This window comes from Cobetia sp. 10Alg 146 (assembly GCF_029846385.1).
GTDB lineage: Bacteria > Pseudomonadota > Gammaproteobacteria > Pseudomonadales > Halomonadaceae > Cobetia > Cobetia marina.
In genome coordinates, this window is record NZ_JARWKT010000008.1 from 91,935 (window position 1) to 106,783 (window position 14,849).

The window sequence follows — 14,849 nt, forward strand, 5'->3', positions numbered from 1 at the left end:
TGCTGTTCTTTTCCTTTTGGACGGTGCTATCCCGAGACACCCTGCCACATCGAGACTCAGGTATCCTTGCCTCCTCGACTTCTCCAGGAAAGCCCTCATGAAGCGTTATGAACGCTTTGCCGCCGAGATCTCCAACCTGATTCGTACCGGCATTCTCGCGCCGGGTGAGCGCGTGCCGTCGGTGCGTCAGGCCAGCAAGGCGCATGGCATCAGCCCCTCTACCGTCTTCCAGGCGTATTACCTGCTGGAGAATCAGGGATTGATCAGTGCGCGGCCGCGCTCGGGGTATTTCGTGCGTGACAACGCCTCGCGGATACTCGAGGAGCCGCATGTCGCCCTGCAGCAGCAAGCCCCTTCCGATGTCGCCGTCAGTGAACTGGTGTTCTCGGTGCTGGGCTCACTGCGCGACAACGATACCGTCCCCTTCGGCTCTGCCTTCCCGAGCCCGGAGCTCTTTCCGCTTGCGCGGCTTGCGACCAGCATGACGCGCGGGCTGCGCCAGCTGTCATCGCATGCCGTGATCTCCGACATGACCACTGGCCATCCTGACCTGTGCCGACAGATCGCTCAGCGCTACATGGTCAACGGCATGCAGCTGCCGACGGAGGAGCTGGTGATCACCAATGGCGCCATGGAGGCGCTCAATCTCGGCCTGCAATGTGTCACCCAGCCCGGGGACCTTGTCGCCATCGAGGCGCCGGCCTTCTATGCCACGCTTCAGGTGCTTGAGCGACTCAAGCTGCGCGCGGTGGAAATTCCGGTACACCCGCGCGAAGGGATCGATCTCGAGGTGCTCGAGAATCGTCTGGAGACGCTGCCCATCAAGGCCTGCTGGTTCATGAGCCATCTGCAGAATCCGCTGGGGGCCAGCTTGAGCGATGCGCGCAAGGCCCAATTGTATGCGCTGCTCTGCCGTCATCAGCTGTCGATGCTGGAGGATGATGTCTACGCGGAACTGTACTTCGATCAACGTGCCGAGGTGTCGCCCCCGCAGCCCGTCAAGGCGCTGGATGTCGAGGGTCTGGTGATGCACTGCGGGTCGTTCTCCAAGTGCCTGGCGCCGGGCTATCGGGTGGGCTGGATATCCGCGGGGCGGCATACCCGGGAGATTTCGCGCCTCAAGCTGATGACAACCATCTCGCCATCGCTGCCCGCCCAGGTAGCCCTGGCCGACTACCTTCAGCATGGCGGCTACGACCGCCACCTACGCAAGCTACGCCTGGCGCTCGAGACCCAGCAGACAGCCATGCTGGCGGCCATTGATCGCTACTTCCCCGAAGACACCCGCGTCACCCATCCCCACGGGGGCTACTTCCTGTGGTGCGAGCTTCCAGAGCACATCGATTCGCTGGCCCTGTTTCAGCAGGCGCTGGCCCACGGCATCAGTCTGGCGCCGGGGCCCATCTTCTCGGCCACCCAGGGCTTCAAGCATTGCATTCGCTTGAGCTACGGCCATCCGTGGGACGCGGCGTCAGAGCACGCCATGCAGACATTGGGTGAATTGCTCAAGGCAGCCTGAAACACGGACCGCTCAGACGAGATGCGAGATGCGAGGTGCGAGGTGCGAGGTGCGAAGAGCGCCTTGAGCATGTGCGCCCATGAGTGCGCGCAAATGCCGCAGCCCTTGTGGCCGCCTTGTCACACAGTCTTCACTCTTCATCCGCGGGGGCGAAAATAGCCTTTTGCGGCGTATGTCCTCGCTCGAGATCCTCTTGCTACGCTTGGATTGCGCACCTTGTTGCGCTCCTTGACTGCCTGTCCTGATGCCGCATGTGTGTCTCTGCAGAGTGCACCAGAGCCCGCCATGGCGGGGCCTGCCGCCAAGGGCGATGTGGCAAGCATCTGATCCGGTCATGGTGCTGACGTGAATCAGAGTGCGCCCTCCTGCCCGGCTCGCCTTGCTGACTTCTCGCCATACCACCTGGCTGAACGGCTGACTGGCTCACGGTCAGTTAACGCCCGGCCAAGGTTCAGCTCGCAACTGATATGGTTTTTTCTCGCACAACTGAGCCTGTTATGGCTTCCGGCGGCTCCCTAGAGTAGCGGCGAAGATTCAGGCAGGGCCGTCCCCCTTGCCGCCTACTCAGGAGACATTGCCATGTTCGGCACCGAGGCCATCGACCTGGCCAGGATACAGTTCGCCTTCACCATCTCGTTTCACATCATCTTCCCGGCCATCACCATTGGCCTCGCCAGCTATCTGGCGGTGTTGGAAGGCATGTGGTTGAAGACAGGCACACAGGTCTACCGCAACCTCTATCATTTCTGGTCGAAGATATTCGCGGTCAACTTCGCGATGGGCGTGGTGTCAGGTCTGGTCATGGCCTACCAGTTCGGCACGCATTGGAGCGGTTTCTCGGCCTTTGCCGGCAGCGTGACCGGGCCACTGCTGACCTATGAAGTGCTGACCGCCTTCTTCCTCGAAGCCGGCTTCCTCGGCGTGATGCTGTTTGGCTGGAATCGCGTCGGCCGCGGTCTGCACTTCTTCTCGACCTGCATGGTCGCGCTCGGCACCCTGGTCTCGATGTTCTGGATCCTGTCCTCCAACAGCTGGATGCAGACCCCTCAGGGGCATGAGGTCATCGATGGCATCGTCGTGCCGGTCGACTGGTTCGCGATCGTCTTCAATCCCTCCTTCCCCTATCGCCTGGCCCACATGGCACTGGCCTCCTTCCTGAGCACCTCGCTGTTCGTCGCTGCCTCCGCCGCCTGGTTGCTGCTCAAGAAACGCGACACTCCGGAAGTGCGCAAGATGCTGGTCATGGCGGTGATGATGCTGATGGTGACCGCCCCGCTGCAGGCCTTCGTCGGCGACATGCATGGCCTGAATACGCTCAAGCACCAACCGGCCAAGATCGCGGCCATCGAAGGGCATTGGGACAACAGCCATGGGGAACCGACGCCGTTGATCCTGTTTGGTGTGCCCGACATGCAGCGCGAAGAGACGCGCTTCGCGCTCGAGATTCCGGCTCTCGGCAGCCTGTTGTTGATGCATGACATCGACAAGCAGGTACCGGCGCTCAAGGACTTCCCCGCCGCGGACCGCCCCAATTCGACCGTCGTGTTCTGGAGCTTCCGCCTGATGGTCGGCCTGGGCCTTGCGATGATTCTTCTCGGCCTCTCCGGTGTCTATCTGGCCCGCAAGGGCAGGCTCTTCACCTCGCGGCGCTGGCTGAGGCTGGCCGTCGCCATGGGGCCGGCCGGTCTGATCGCGATACTCGCCGGCTGGTTCACCACCGAAGTCGGCCGCCAGCCGTGGGTGATCTACGGCTTGATGAGAACGGAAGATGCCGTCTCTGCTCACAGCGCCGTTCACCTCAGCATCAGCCTGACGGCCTTTGTCACGATCTACTTCATCGTCTTCGGCACGGGGATCAACTACCTCTTCAAGCTGATCAAGAAAGGGCCGGCGGGTGATGACAGCCACGCCCCCAGCGGCGGCCCCGGCAAGCCACGCACACCTTCCCGCCCACTGTCGGCCATCGAGGAATCTCTCGACGGCACCACTCACTGACCGGAGCGATGAACGCTATGGGTATCGACCTTTCTGTCATCTGGGCGGGCATCATCCTGTTCGGCCTGATGATGTACGTGATCATGGACGGCTTTGATCTGGGCATCGGCATTCTCTTCCCGTGGGTGGAGGAAAAGGTGGACCGCGATGTGATGATGAATACCGTGGCCCCCGTGTGGGATGGCAACGAGACATGGCTGGTGCTGGGCGGCGCGGGGCTGTTCGCGGCCTTTCCGCTGGCCTACGCCGTCTTGCTGGAAGCCCTGAGCATTCCTCTTGTCGCCATGTTGATCGGCCTCATCTTCCGCGGTGTCGCCTTCGAATTTCGCTTCAAGGCCTCGGACGCGAGTCGCCACTGGTGGGACAAGGCCTTCGTGGGCGGCTCGGTGCTGGCCACCTTCAGTCAAGGCGTCGCACTGGGAGGCTACATCCAGGGCATCGCCTTCGATGGGGTTCACTTCAGCGGTGGGTCGCTGGACTGGTTATCACCCTTCCCACTGTTCTGCGGTGTTGCCTTGCTGTTCACCTATGCGCTTCTCGGCAGCACCTGGCTGATCATGAAGACCGAAAGCATTCTCCAGGCGCGCATGTTTGCCCTGACGCGCCCGCTGACGCTGTGGGTATTGATCATGATCGCGGCCGTCAGTCTGTGGACACCGCTGGCGCACCCCGCCATCGCCGAGCGCTGGTTCACGCTGCCGCAGCTGTTCTGGTTCCTGCCGGTGCCTGTGCTGGTAGTGCTGGCAGGTTATGCGCTGATCCGCGCCGTCGCCCTTGAATATCATGCCCAGCCCTTCCTGCTGGTGCTGGCCTTGATCTTCCTGGGCTACAGCGGCTTCGGCATCAGCATGTGGCCTGACATCATTCCCGGTCATGTGACGATCTGGGAAGCGGCCTCTCCGCCCCAAAGCCAGGGCTTTGCCCTCGTCGGCACGCTCTTCATCCTGCCGATCATCCTGGTGTACACGGCGTGGAGCTACTTCGTGTTCAAGGGCAAGGTCCGTCATACCGATGGCTACCATTGAGAGGTGCTGACATGACATCCCCGACACGCGAGTCACATTCAGCGCCACTGCATGCCCCCACAGCCAGACTCGGCGGTGAGCCATCCGAGACGCCTGCGCGCCCGGCCAGCTGGCTCAGCAAGATCGGATGGCTGGTGGTGATCTGGGGAGGCAGCGTCAGCGCGCTGGGGCTCGTCTCTCTGGCACTGCGTCGCTTCATGCAGACCGCGGGCCTTACGCCCTGAAAGCCCTTAAAGAAGACATGACGTAGGCAAATAAAAACGCCGGAGCAGCGAATGCTCCGGCGTCTTTCTTGTTGGCCTGAGGGCTTGATAAACCGATGGGCCTGAATGACCAGTCAATTCAGGGCGCAGATGTGACGAGGCACTCCCTCGCCCGCATCCCGGTGGATTTAGACATCAACCTCCAGTGCGGCGTAGGCGACCATCTCGACCAGCATCTCTTCGCGTGCAAACCCGGAGACGATGATGGCAGCCCGATTGGGATAGGGCTCACGCACATATTCTGCATAGAGGCTATTCACTGTCGCCAGGTGCTCGCGATCAGTCACATAGATCAGCACCTGAGTCAGCGAGGAGGCGTCACCACCGGCGCATTCCAGGGTATGAATCAGATTATCCAGCGTCTGGCGGGTCTGGGCAGCAATCCCGCCCTCCACGACATTGCCAGCGGCATCGATCGGGATCTGCGCAGTGAACAGGATGCCATTGCCGACACTCGCCCACGACAGGGGCGCACGAGAGGCAAACAGATCAGTCTTGACGGGATGAACCATGGGCTATTCCTCGAGAATCTTTCAATGGGCGCACTCCATGACCCGCCGGCGTAAGAGCGGCGAATCATGAAGTGATGGGGCGTATTGGGACGCGAGAGGTCAGTCGTTGTCGGTGGAACCGGCACCGGCACCGGCACCACTGCGAGAATCTTCCGTTGCCTCGACCAACAGGCGTGTCGAAAGCGCTTTCAGGCGTAACCAGAGTTCGTCATCCACCTCGATGCCTTCCTGCATGGCACGTTGGCGACAGGCGAGCAGCTTCGACTCCTCATGACAGGCCAGCAGATCGACGTCATAGTCGGAGCGAAGGGATGGCAGAAGGTCGACGTGGTTGGCCATCACCAGCGTGATGCCATCATTGGGCTCATTCTCTTCTGGCACTTCACGCACGGCATAGACCCGTATCTCGGGGACCGAGCTGTTGGCTCTGAAGCCCACGACCTGCTCGATCATGGGACAGCCGACCGCCTCGTCGACATCCTGGGCGTTGCGCCAGAAGGCGGTGACATTCATGCCGCGCCCCGCAAGGCGCGCCAGGTAGCCCATGATCAGCTGCCGATTGTGGCAATGCTGGATCTTGATGACAGCGAGGCCACGCGCACGTGCCTTAGCGAAGCCGAGCTCCAGCGCCAGCGATGAGCTCTTCAATACGCTGTGACCGTGGCTGTCGAGTACTGCGAGGTCGCCATCGGCATAGACGATTTCCGGCGGACGCTCCTCAGTATCCTCCAGCAAGAAACGCAGTCCGCGATTGAGCGCTGCCAGCCCTTCCAACTCATAGAGCTGCATCCAGGCCACCATGTCGGCGGCATCACCGGCGTCACCGTCTTCGAAGCCCATCGCCTGAAAGGCCTTGCGACACAGGCCGTGGAGTTCGTTGTAGGAGACCTTCATGACATTCCTCCCACTGTCGTGGTATTGCCCTGCCTAGGGTCGGCGGTTATTTCTGTTCGCGCCGTGCGCGCAATCTGCGGTGCCAGCGGGAAGCTCCAATCATCAAACGCGACAGGGTCCTGCGGCTCGGCGTTGAGTTCCTCCACCAGCGGAGCCCCTTGGAAGAGCGTGATACGCACCCAACGGTCAGACCTCGGATCGAAACGACTGGCACCGAAGAACGACAGTTTGGTCCGCAGCAAGTGCATGGGCTTCATGTCACGGGCCCACAGATTGGCGCGTATCTCGCCAAAGCTCGTGCTGGCCATGCTCTGAATGCGGCGAACGATATCCTTGTGGCGCGGGCAATGGATCAGGAATTCCACCACCAAGGCACGAGGGTGGTCATCCAGGTACTGACTGATCGCTGCATGGGTATCCGCGACACGCGGGGCAATCGCCAGCTTCATTTCCTTGTCGGCCCCCACCTCCCTGTCGCGAACTCCCAGACGGGGCTCCTCCTTCTCGACCGAGCGATACCAGAACCAGTGGCGATTCTCGGCGAGTGAAAAATCGAAGCGCAACGCCCAGTCGTAGTGCGTTTCGATCACCTGCTTGAGGTGAACCAGCGGCATGTCAGGGGTCAGCTCGAGGCTTTCCTCCACCGCCATCAGGTCCTCATAGCGGTCGACGATGCTTGGATACAGCTCCAGCAGCAGAGTGTTCACCAGCTCCTGAGCCTCAAGCCCATGCTGCTGGTGACTCCAGTCGATCAGCTCCTGCCAGAGCTCCGGCGACAGCGGCACGAGTTCGAGCCATGTCATCAGCTCAGGCAAGGACGCCACTGTGGCCTGGTTACGCAGGGTCTGCTCGTGATCGTCCGTGACCGTCTGGCGCAGATGAGTCTCGGCGCGCTTGAGGAGTGCCAGCAGACGTGAACGCTCCAGCTCTCCCGGCACCTGTGCCGTCACCTCGGCAAGCGCCAGTTCTCGGCTTTCCACCCAGCGCTGTACCAACTGCGGATGATTGATCAGAAACGGCGCCATCCCGAGGCCGGTGGAGTTGCCGATGCCCAGATAGCGCTTCAACGAGGTTGCCAGAGGTGCGGCGGTCTTGGGTGCCCGGGCACGGGCCATGTGCTCTATCTGCTGGATCGAGAAGTGACGCAGCAGATAGACGCCCAGCATCTGGGCAGAAAATGGCCGATGGAAATCCGCGTTGTCCTTGAGACGGTCATAATCCGCGATGCCGAACTTGCCATTGCCATAGACGGCCGTGGTTCGATACAGATAGCCGACCCGGGTCAGCCACTCAGGATCAGGTTGCTGGCCTGCACTCAGTGCCTCCAGGAAGCTTGCGAAGTTACGCAAGCTGCGATTGGCACGTGAAAGGACCAGCAGTCTCGGGTGCTGGCGCCCGGCTTCCTGCAACGGCACATTGGCCGCCATCTGCTCGAGAAGCGCATCATCCACATCCCCCTCCACTACGCCGAAGGTGACATCCCAGGCCTCGGCGATGACACGGTCAGAGCGTGCGGAATCCTCAAGCGCCTGAGAAAATATGACGCCGTGATAGCGCTTGCTGGGCGTCTGAAGGCAGTAGATCGCCACCCCGTGACCGAGGGCATCCAGTTCGAAGCGGGGCGTCGTGATCTTCCATTTTTCATGTGCCATCTGGCGCACCAGACTTCTCACGAAACTCAGGCGACTGGCATGCAGGCTGCCGAGACGCTCCAGCTGCATCACATCGTCCGGTGCCCGCAGTCGCAGACGTTGCTCGGTGGATGAGAGGCGCGCGCCCTGGTGATTGCGAGACATATCAACGCTCTCCTGCGTCTTCCGGGGCCGGCATGGCTGACCGCTGGCTGGTGATTCCCTGCGCACGTGCCATCGCGAAGGCTGATTGAGGCCCTGTCCACAATGAGGGCAGCAGCACCAGCGAGACAGGGATGGCCGTGATGACGATGAACTGCTGAAGCGCACTGATCTGACCGGCCCCCATATAGAGGAGTATCGCAGCCATCAACGCCATGCTGATGCCCCAGAAGGCACGCACCAGCGGGCTGGGGTCATCGTGTCCGGCACTGACGACGGCGATCGCGTAGCTCATCGAGTCACCGGTGGTGGCGACGAAGATGGTGGTCAGCGTCAGGATGGCAGCTGCCATTGCGGTTCCGCCGGGCAATGCCTGCGCCACGGTAAGGGTCGCGACATCGAACTGGAAGTTGTTGAGTGCTTCGGTGAGGTCGATCACGCCGGTGAACTGATAGAAGATGCCCGCCCCGCCCAGCAGGGTGAACCAGACGGCGGTGGCCAGTGGCGCCAGCACGGCAACGGTCAGGATCATCTGACGGATGGTTCTGCCCTTCGAGATGCGCGCCACGAAGATCGCCATCAGCGGGCCATAGCCGAGGAACCAGGCAAAGAAGAAGACGGTCCACCACTGCATCCACCAGTCTGGAGCGCTCTGTGCCGTCATGGTCGACATGGTGAAGAACGAGCTCAGATACTCGCCAAAGCCCTGGGTGAAGGCATTGACCATGAACAGGGTCGGCCCGAAGACGAAGATCACCGCCGCCACACCCAGCGCCAGGAAGACGTTGAAGCGCGACATGATCTGGATGCCCTTGTCGATGCCGGTCACGGCCGAGGTGACGTAGATCACCCCGAGCACTACCAGCACGCTCAGCTGCGTCGAATAGTCATTGGTCACGCCAAAGAGTTCATGCAGGCCAAAGCTGACCTGGGTGGCCAGAAAACCGATGGGGCCCACCGTTCCTGCCACCACGGCGATGACGCACATGGCATCCACCACGCCGCCCAACTTGCCCTTCATGATCTTCTCGCCGAACACGGGATACAGCAGCGTTCTCGGCTGCAGGGGCTGACCCTTGTCGTAATGGGCATGCGCCAGCACGATGGCGGTCAGACTGCCCAGAATGGCCCAGGCAAGAAAGCCCCAGTGCATGAAGGATTGCGCCAGTGCAGGCGCGATGGCGTTCGCAGTACCCGGCTCGGTATCAAAGGCAGGCGGCGTCACCAGGAAGTGGTACACCGGTTCGCCGGCAGCGAAGAAGACCCCGCCTCCCGCCAGCAAGGTGCACATGATGATCGACACCCACTTGAAGGTGGATAGCTCAGGCGTTCGCGTGCCACCGATACGGGCACTGGCCGCAGGCGTTGCGGTCAGCCCCAGGGCAATGAAGAAGGTGAGCAGCAACAGAATCTGGAAGTAGCTGCCCAGTGTTCTGGCGGTCCAGGCAAAGCCGGCACTGATGGCTTGCGCGACCCCTTCAAGATCAAACAGGGACAGGCCGACGAACAGCAGTATGAAGCCGATGCTGCAGGTCAGAACGACAGGGTCACCAAAGCGGTACTGACCTTGTGGTAACGCATCCGACGTGGCAGACGTCGTGGTCTTGCGAGATGAAGTCATGTGGCATTCCTCTGACGAGCTCTCGTCATTGGCAGGCATTTATTATGGTTGTTGGTTGCCGAGCGATACCCTGAGGATTCCTGGCTCGGCACAGGTGCCATGGCATAGCGTTACGGCGATCAGGCAGGCGCGGTCTCCTGACGGGTCGCGGCGCGCTCGAGGAGCGCGACCCAGTTCTTGCCCATGACGCCGGCCACTTCGTCCTCGGACATGCCGACCTTGCGCAAACCGGCAATCAGATTGGGGAAGTCACGACTGTCTCGCAGCCAGGACAGCGGACGCGGCCAGTCAGCGTTGCTGGCACTGCCTTCACCGTAATCCATGTCCTTGGACCAGCGACCATTGCGCATCCACTCCAGAATGGACACCGGCTGGTTCTGGCACAGGTCGGTACCGATCCCCAGGTGCTCGATGCCCATCAGGTCTGCGGTTCTGGCGATCATTTCGCAGTATTCGGTCAGGGTACAGTCGGAGCCATTGCGCAGATGGAAGGGATACGCCGAGAACCCCAACAGCCCATCACTCTCCGCGATGGCCTTGAGCACCTTGTCGGACTTGTTGCGCTTTGCCGGATGGAAGCTTTCCGGGTTGGCGTGGGAAATGATCACGGGGCGCTCGGATATCTCGATCGCCTCGAGCGTGGAGCGCTCTGCGCTGTGTGACATGTCGATGACCATGCCGACGCGATTCATCTCACGGATCACCTGGCGTCCGAAGCGTGTGATCCCGCTGTCTTCCGCCTCATAACACCCGCAGGCCAGCAGACTCTGGTTGTTGTAGGTCAGCTGCATGATCATCAACCCGAGGTCACGCATCACCTCGACCATGTCGATATCGTCCTCGATGGGGGAGCAGTTCTGCGCCCCCAGGATGATGCCGACACGCCCGCTGGCCTGCGCAACCGCGATGTCCTGCGGCACATGTACGGGCATGATCAGATCAGGCCAGGCCTCGAAACGGCGATTCCACTCGCCAAGACGCGACAAGGTCTCTCGCGTCGTCTCGTGGTACACGAGGGTGGCGTGCACGGCGTCCAGCCCGCCTTCACGCATCTGTTCAAATATCTCGCGTGACCAGTTGGAATACTGCAGGCCATCGATCGTCAGCATTGTCTTTGACATGGGGCCTCCTCACGCCTTGATGTAGCAGGTCTTCACGATGGTGTAGAACTCGCGCGCGTATCGCCCCTGCTCACGAGGCCCGAAGCTTGAAGCCTTACGTCCGCCGAAGGGCACGTGGTAATCCGTCCCCGCAGTCGGCAGATTGACCATCACGCAGCCGGTCTCGGCGCGCGCCTTGAAGCTGCTGGCCAGTTTCAGGGAGTTGGTGATGATGCCCGCCGTCAGCCCGAAGTGCGTGTCATTGAGCACATTGATGGCCTCTTCTGCATCGCTCACCTTGATGACACAGGCGATGGGGCCGAAGATCTCCTCGCGATTGATGGCCATGTCGTTGCTGGTATTTACCAGCAGCGCTGGGCTCATGAAGTAGCCCTCGGTGGCGCACTCCACACGCTTGCCGCCGCAGACCAACGTTGCCCCCTCTTGCTGTGCGCGCTGCACCCAGGACAGGTTGGACTCGAGCTGTCTGGCATCGACAGCAGGCCCCATGTGCACGCCCTCTTCCAACGCGTGGCCGACGCGGACCTGAGACAGGCGCTGAGTCAGCTTTTCCACGAACTCGTCATGGACTGATTCCATCACGATCAGCCGCGAAGATGCCGTGCATTTCTGGCCAGTGCCTGAGTAGGCACCATTGAAGGCTGCCTCGACGGCCAGCTCCATGTCGGCATCATCGGCGATGATCAGGGCGTTCTTGGAGCCCATTTCCAGCTGGCACTTGACCAGATTGGCGGCAGTGGCCGCCGCCACTCGACGCCCCACTTCCAGAGAACCGGTGAAGGACAGGGCATGAATGTCTGGGCTGGAGATCAGTTCATCCCCGATGCTGCTGCCCGGGCCCATCACCAGATTGAAAGTGCCTGCCGGGAGTGACTGGCGATGAATGATTTCGGTCAGCGCCCATGCGCTCGCAGGGACCAGATTGGCCGGTTTGAAGACGACCGAGTTGCCGAAGGCCAGCGCAGGCGCAATCTTCCAGACCGCTGTCGCCATCGGAAAATTCCAGGGGCTGATCACACCGACGACACCGACAGGCTCCCGACGGACCTCGACCTCAACGCCAGGACGCACCGAGTCTGCGCGCTCATCAATCTGGCGCAGCACTTCAGCGCCGTAGTAATGGAAGAACTGCCCGGAGCGATGTACCTCACCCACTCCCTCCGCCAGGGTCTTGCCCTCTTCACGCGCCAGCAGCTCACCCAGCTCCGTCTTGCGGGCGATCAGCTCATCGCCGATGGCCATCAGCACGGAATAACGCTGCTCGAGGCCTGACTGGGCCCATTGTGCCTGGCCACGCTTGGCCGCCTGGATGGCATCGGCGACCTGATCGACACTGGCCTGCGCATAATGGCCGATGACATCACGGGTATCGGACGGATTGAGATTGGCGATGCTGCCCTGACCTGCGACCCACTGACCATCGATGTAGAGATCGTGAACAGCGGCGTGAGTGGCGGTAGTGGTGTGGTGTGACATGTGAACCTCCTTGAACGCGGTGACAACAGACTAGGAGGCCCAGAGGGATAAAGATAATCAATAATAAATACCCTATGATAAATTTCCCTTACCACTCTGAAGAGGATCGACGCGATGGTCGCAGAGCTGAAGATCACGCCGCTGCGCTATGTCCTGGCAGTGGTGGATCACGGCGGTTTTCACGCTGCCTCTCGTTATCTGCATCGCACGCAGCCTGCCCTGTCGATGGCCATCCGCGAGCTGGAAAACCGCCTGGGGGAGGCGCTGTTCGAGAAGGGTGCCAAGGCGACTCTGACACCCTATGGCAGCTACTGCGTGCCGCGCTTTCGGGAGCTGATCAATCAGCATGATCGTCTGAGCCGGGAACTACAGGCGCGCGCCGCCAAGGAGGCAGGCCAACTGGACATGGCAGTGGTGCCGTCAGTGGCCAGCCGACTGATGCCGAAACTGCTCTCCGAGTTCGTCAGTCGCTATCCGGGGATAAAGGTCGGCCTTCATGATGGCAACGCCGATTTCGTGCGCGAGCAAGTCATCAGCGGTCAGGTCGATATCGGCATCACCAGCTTGTGGGGGGTAGAGGAAGAACTGCGCTTTCATCCGTTGTTTCATGACGAAGTCGGCGTGGTATGCCGTGACGATCACCCCTTTGCCGAGCGACAGACCCTGACATGGCAAGCACTGGAGACCGAATCCCTGATCGGCAATGGCACCTCGCGGCTGTTGCAGGGCACAGCGGCTGAGTCACTGCTTGAGATGCACGGCTTGTATATCTCCAACATGATTTCGCTGACAGCCACGCTGGTCGCCGGGATGGGGATCACGACGCTGCCACGCCTGGCGTTTCCGCAGGAATATGAGCGCCTGCGGTTCATTGAGCTCGCTGAACCGCGGGTCAGTCGCGAAGTGGGCCTGATTCGCCGCAAAGGCGCCAGCTTGTCGCCGGCGGCACAGGCCATGGAGAGCTTCATCATTGAAAGCCTCAGCGCCGAGCGATGAGCCCTTCCTGCCCCGTCGCCTGAGCCTTGGCCTGCGCCTTTCAATCGTGACGCTGTCGCTCATGGGATGTCGACTCGGGTGGCGGCCATGCGAAGATAACGCTTTGAAACGCTCAGGGCGTTACCCCCGCCAGGTTTTGACAGGAGACATCCTTGTATTCGATTCGTCTGTGGGCCGCACGTCACGCGCGACTGCTGGAGCTCACCTATCAGGCTGTCGAGCCGGTGATCATCAAACTGCAGCCGCTGTGGAAGTCCATCGGTTACGCACGCGCCGAGAAGCCCGTCGCCAAGCTGGAGCAAGCTTGCAAGGGCTTGCTGTTTGACTGTCAGATGTGTGGCCAGTGCATTCTGAGCTCGACCGGCATGTCCTGCTCCATGAACTGCCCCAAGCACCTGCGCAACGGCCCCTGCGGCGGTGTCATGCAAAACGGCAACTGTGAAGTCGAGCCTGACAAGCGCTGCGTCTGGGTAGAAGCCTGGGAGGGCAACCAGCGGATGAAGGGCAGCGATGCGATCCAGATCGTTCAGCTGCCGGTGGACCACCGCCTGCAGGGCACTTCATCCTGGCTGCGCGTGGCCCGACAAGCCGCTGAACGTCGAGAGAGCCTGAAATGACCTCCAGACTCACTATCCCGGACAACACCCAACCGCCACCTACCGAGCGCGATGGCAACGTCGGTCACTTGGAGCGAGTACTCAGGAGTGGTCAGTTTGCCGTCACTGCCGAGCTGGCACCGCCCGACTCGGCCGACCCACAGGAGGTGCATGCACGCGCGCAGCTGTTTGCCAACCATGTGGATGCCATGAACGCCACCGATGGCTCGGGCGCCAACTGCCACATGTCGAGCGTGGCGATGTGTGCCCTGCTGGCCCGTGAAGGCCATGAAACGGTGATGCAGATCTCATGCCGTGACAGAAACCGCATCGCCATCCAAGGCGATGTGCTGGGCGCTGCAGCGCTGGGCCTCCGCAACCTGCTGTGTCTGACCGGGGATGGCGTGCAGGTCGGGGATCATCCCGAGGCCAAGCCGGTGTTCGACCTCGACTCCCTGTCGCTGCTGGAAATCGTCGCCGGACTGCGTGACAAGCACGCCTTTGCCAGCGGGCGATCACTGACCTCTGCCCCCCAGGTATTTCTGGGTGCCGCCGCCAATCCCTTTGCCCCGCCTTTCGCGTTTCGCCCTCATCGTCTGGCCAAGAAGATCGCCGCCGGGGCTCAGTTCATCCAGACACAGTACTGTTTCGACCTCCCACGCTTTCAGGACTTCATGCATCACGCTCGTGATCTGGGCCTGGTGGAGAAATGCTTCATCCTGCCCGGTGTCGGCCCGCTGGCCTCGGCACGTACCGCCGAATGGATGCGCCGCCATGTCCCCGGCGTACATATCCCGGACGACGTGATCAAACGCCTCAAGAGCGCCAAGGACCAGAAGGCGGAGGGCCGTGATCTCTGCATCGAGATGATCCAGCAGCTGCGTGAGATCGAGGGTGTGAGTGGTGTACATATCATGGCGCATCGTCAAGAAGCGCTTGTGCCGGAAATCATCCAGCGTGCAGGCATCTTGCAGGGAAGAAGCACCCCGCCATCTTCTCCCGTCTCAAACGACAGTTACGCCTGGTGAGCTGCCCCTG

The 14,849-nt window shown here is 61.2% G+C and carries 13 protein-coding genes; 7 read left to right on the top strand and 6 right to left on the bottom strand.

All coding sequences use genetic code 11. From position 1 onward, the window contains the following. Positions 1–97 precede the first annotated feature (97 nt). The 4 genes from QD172_RS14100 to QD172_RS14115 all read left to right on the top strand — a co-directional run bounded on the left by QD172_RS14100 (position 98) and on the right by QD172_RS14115 (position 4,763). On the top strand, positions 98–1,519 hold the full coding sequence (locus QD172_RS14100) for a PLP-dependent aminotransferase family protein (RefSeq protein WP_279856076.1): 1,422 nt from the start codon (positions 98–100) through the stop codon (positions 1,517–1,519). A gap of 579 nt (positions 1,520–2,098) precedes the next feature. Continuing rightward, positions 2,099–3,514 carry a cytochrome ubiquinol oxidase subunit I gene (locus tag QD172_RS14105; protein ID WP_279856077.1) on the top strand — a complete coding sequence of 472 codons (1,416 nt, stop codon included), beginning with the start codon at positions 2,099–2,101 and terminating at the stop codon, positions 3,512–3,514. 17 nt (positions 3,515–3,531) lie between these two features. Next, the gene (gene cydB, locus QD172_RS14110) at positions 3,532–4,539 is read left to right on the top strand and encodes a cytochrome d ubiquinol oxidase subunit II (RefSeq protein WP_279856078.1); all 1,008 of its coding nucleotides are present in this window, start codon (positions 3,532–3,534) and stop codon (positions 4,537–4,539) included. A gap of 11 nt (positions 4,540–4,550) precedes the next feature. Further along, entirely contained in the window at positions 4,551–4,763 is a 213-nt protein-coding gene (locus tag QD172_RS14115; RefSeq protein ID WP_279856079.1) for a DUF2474 domain-containing protein, read from the top strand. A gap of 167 nt (positions 4,764–4,930) precedes the next feature. On the opposite strand, the gene QD172_RS14120 is transcribed toward QD172_RS14115, so the two are convergent. The 6 genes from QD172_RS14120 to QD172_RS14145 all read right to left on the bottom strand — a co-directional run bounded on the left by QD172_RS14120 (position 4,931) and on the right by QD172_RS14145 (position 12,219). Continuing rightward, complete coding sequence (locus QD172_RS14120; protein ID WP_054556192.1) at positions 4,931–5,314, bottom strand: RidA family protein; 384 nt, start codon at positions 5,312–5,314, stop codon at positions 4,931–4,933. 99 nt (positions 5,315–5,413) lie between these two features. After that, entirely contained in the window at positions 5,414–6,208 is a 795-nt protein-coding gene (locus QD172_RS14125; protein ID WP_279856080.1) for a DUF3726 domain-containing protein, read from the bottom strand. Beyond that, entirely contained in the window at positions 6,205–8,004 is a 1,800-nt protein-coding gene (locus tag QD172_RS14130; RefSeq protein ID WP_279856081.1) for a hypothetical protein, read from the bottom strand. Before QD172_RS14130 ends, QD172_RS14125 begins: the two co-directional genes overlap by 4 nt. A 1-nt stretch (position 8,005) precedes the next feature. Further along, complete coding sequence (locus QD172_RS14135; protein ID WP_215823124.1) at positions 8,006–9,622, bottom strand: BCCT family transporter; 1,617 nt, start codon at positions 9,620–9,622, stop codon at positions 8,006–8,008. Positions 9,623–9,741: 119 nt separating this feature from the next. Beyond that, complete coding sequence (locus QD172_RS14140; protein WP_279856082.1) at positions 9,742–10,743, bottom strand: dipeptidase; 1,002 nt, start codon at positions 10,741–10,743, stop codon at positions 9,742–9,744. Positions 10,744–10,752: 9 nt separating this feature from the next. Next, complete coding sequence (locus QD172_RS14145; protein ID WP_279856083.1) at positions 10,753–12,219, bottom strand: aldehyde dehydrogenase family protein; 1,467 nt, start codon at positions 12,217–12,219, stop codon at positions 10,753–10,755. 114 nt (positions 12,220–12,333) lie between these two features. Between QD172_RS14145 and QD172_RS14150 the strand changes: the two genes are divergently transcribed. From QD172_RS14150 to QD172_RS14160, 3 genes are all read left to right on the top strand, one after another. Continuing rightward, positions 12,334–13,215, top strand: a complete 882-nt coding sequence (locus QD172_RS14150) for a LysR family transcriptional regulator (protein ID WP_279856084.1) — start codon at positions 12,334–12,336, stop codon at positions 13,213–13,215. 152 nt (positions 13,216–13,367) lie between these two features. Further along, positions 13,368–13,832 carry a methylenetetrahydrofolate reductase C-terminal domain-containing protein gene (locus tag QD172_RS14155; protein WP_279856085.1) on the top strand — a complete coding sequence of 155 codons (465 nt, stop codon included), beginning with the start codon at positions 13,368–13,370 and terminating at the stop codon, positions 13,830–13,832. Further along, positions 13,829–14,839 (top strand): methylenetetrahydrofolate reductase, encoded by a 1,011-nt coding sequence (locus tag QD172_RS14160; RefSeq protein WP_279856086.1) that lies wholly within the window; start codon positions 13,829–13,831, stop codon positions 14,837–14,839. The genes QD172_RS14155 and QD172_RS14160 overlap by 4 nt, the downstream gene beginning before the upstream one ends. The last annotated feature ends 10 nt before the right edge of the window (positions 14,840–14,849 follow it).

Bases quoted from the DNA above. Each gene is read 5' to 3' on its own strand.
- QD172_RS14100 (WP_279856076.1), top strand. From the start codon at position 98: ATGAAGCGTTATGAACGCTTTGCCGCCGAGATCTCCAACCTGATTCGT.
- QD172_RS14105 (WP_279856077.1), top strand. From the start codon at position 2,099: ATGTTCGGCACCGAGGCCATCGACCTGGCCAGGATACAGTTCGCCTTC.
- cydB (WP_279856078.1), top strand. From the start codon at position 3,532: ATGGGTATCGACCTTTCTGTCATCTGGGCGGGCATCATCCTGTTCGGC.
- QD172_RS14115 (WP_279856079.1), top strand. From the start codon at position 4,551: ATGACATCCCCGACACGCGAGTCACATTCAGCGCCACTGCATGCCCCC.
- QD172_RS14120 (WP_054556192.1), bottom strand. From the start codon at position 5,314: ATGGTTCATCCCGTCAAGACTGATCTGTTTGCCTCTCGTGCGCCCCTG.
- QD172_RS14125 (WP_279856080.1), bottom strand. From the start codon at position 6,208: ATGAAGGTCTCCTACAACGAACTCCACGGCCTGTGTCGCAAGGCCTTT.
- QD172_RS14130 (WP_279856081.1), bottom strand. From the start codon at position 8,004: ATGTCTCGCAATCACCAGGGCGCGCGCCTCTCATCCACCGAGCAACGT.
- QD172_RS14135 (WP_215823124.1), bottom strand. From the start codon at position 9,622: ATGACTTCATCTCGCAAGACCACGACGTCTGCCACGTCGGATGCGTTA.
- QD172_RS14140 (WP_279856082.1), bottom strand. From the start codon at position 10,743: ATGTCAAAGACAATGCTGACGATCGATGGCCTGCAGTATTCCAACTGG.
- QD172_RS14145 (WP_279856083.1), bottom strand. From the start codon at position 12,219: ATGTCACACCACACCACTACCGCCACTCACGCCGCTGTTCACGATCTC.
- QD172_RS14150 (WP_279856084.1), top strand. From the start codon at position 12,334: ATGGTCGCAGAGCTGAAGATCACGCCGCTGCGCTATGTCCTGGCAGTG.
- QD172_RS14160 (WP_279856086.1), top strand. From the start codon at position 13,829: ATGACCTCCAGACTCACTATCCCGGACAACACCCAACCGCCACCTACC.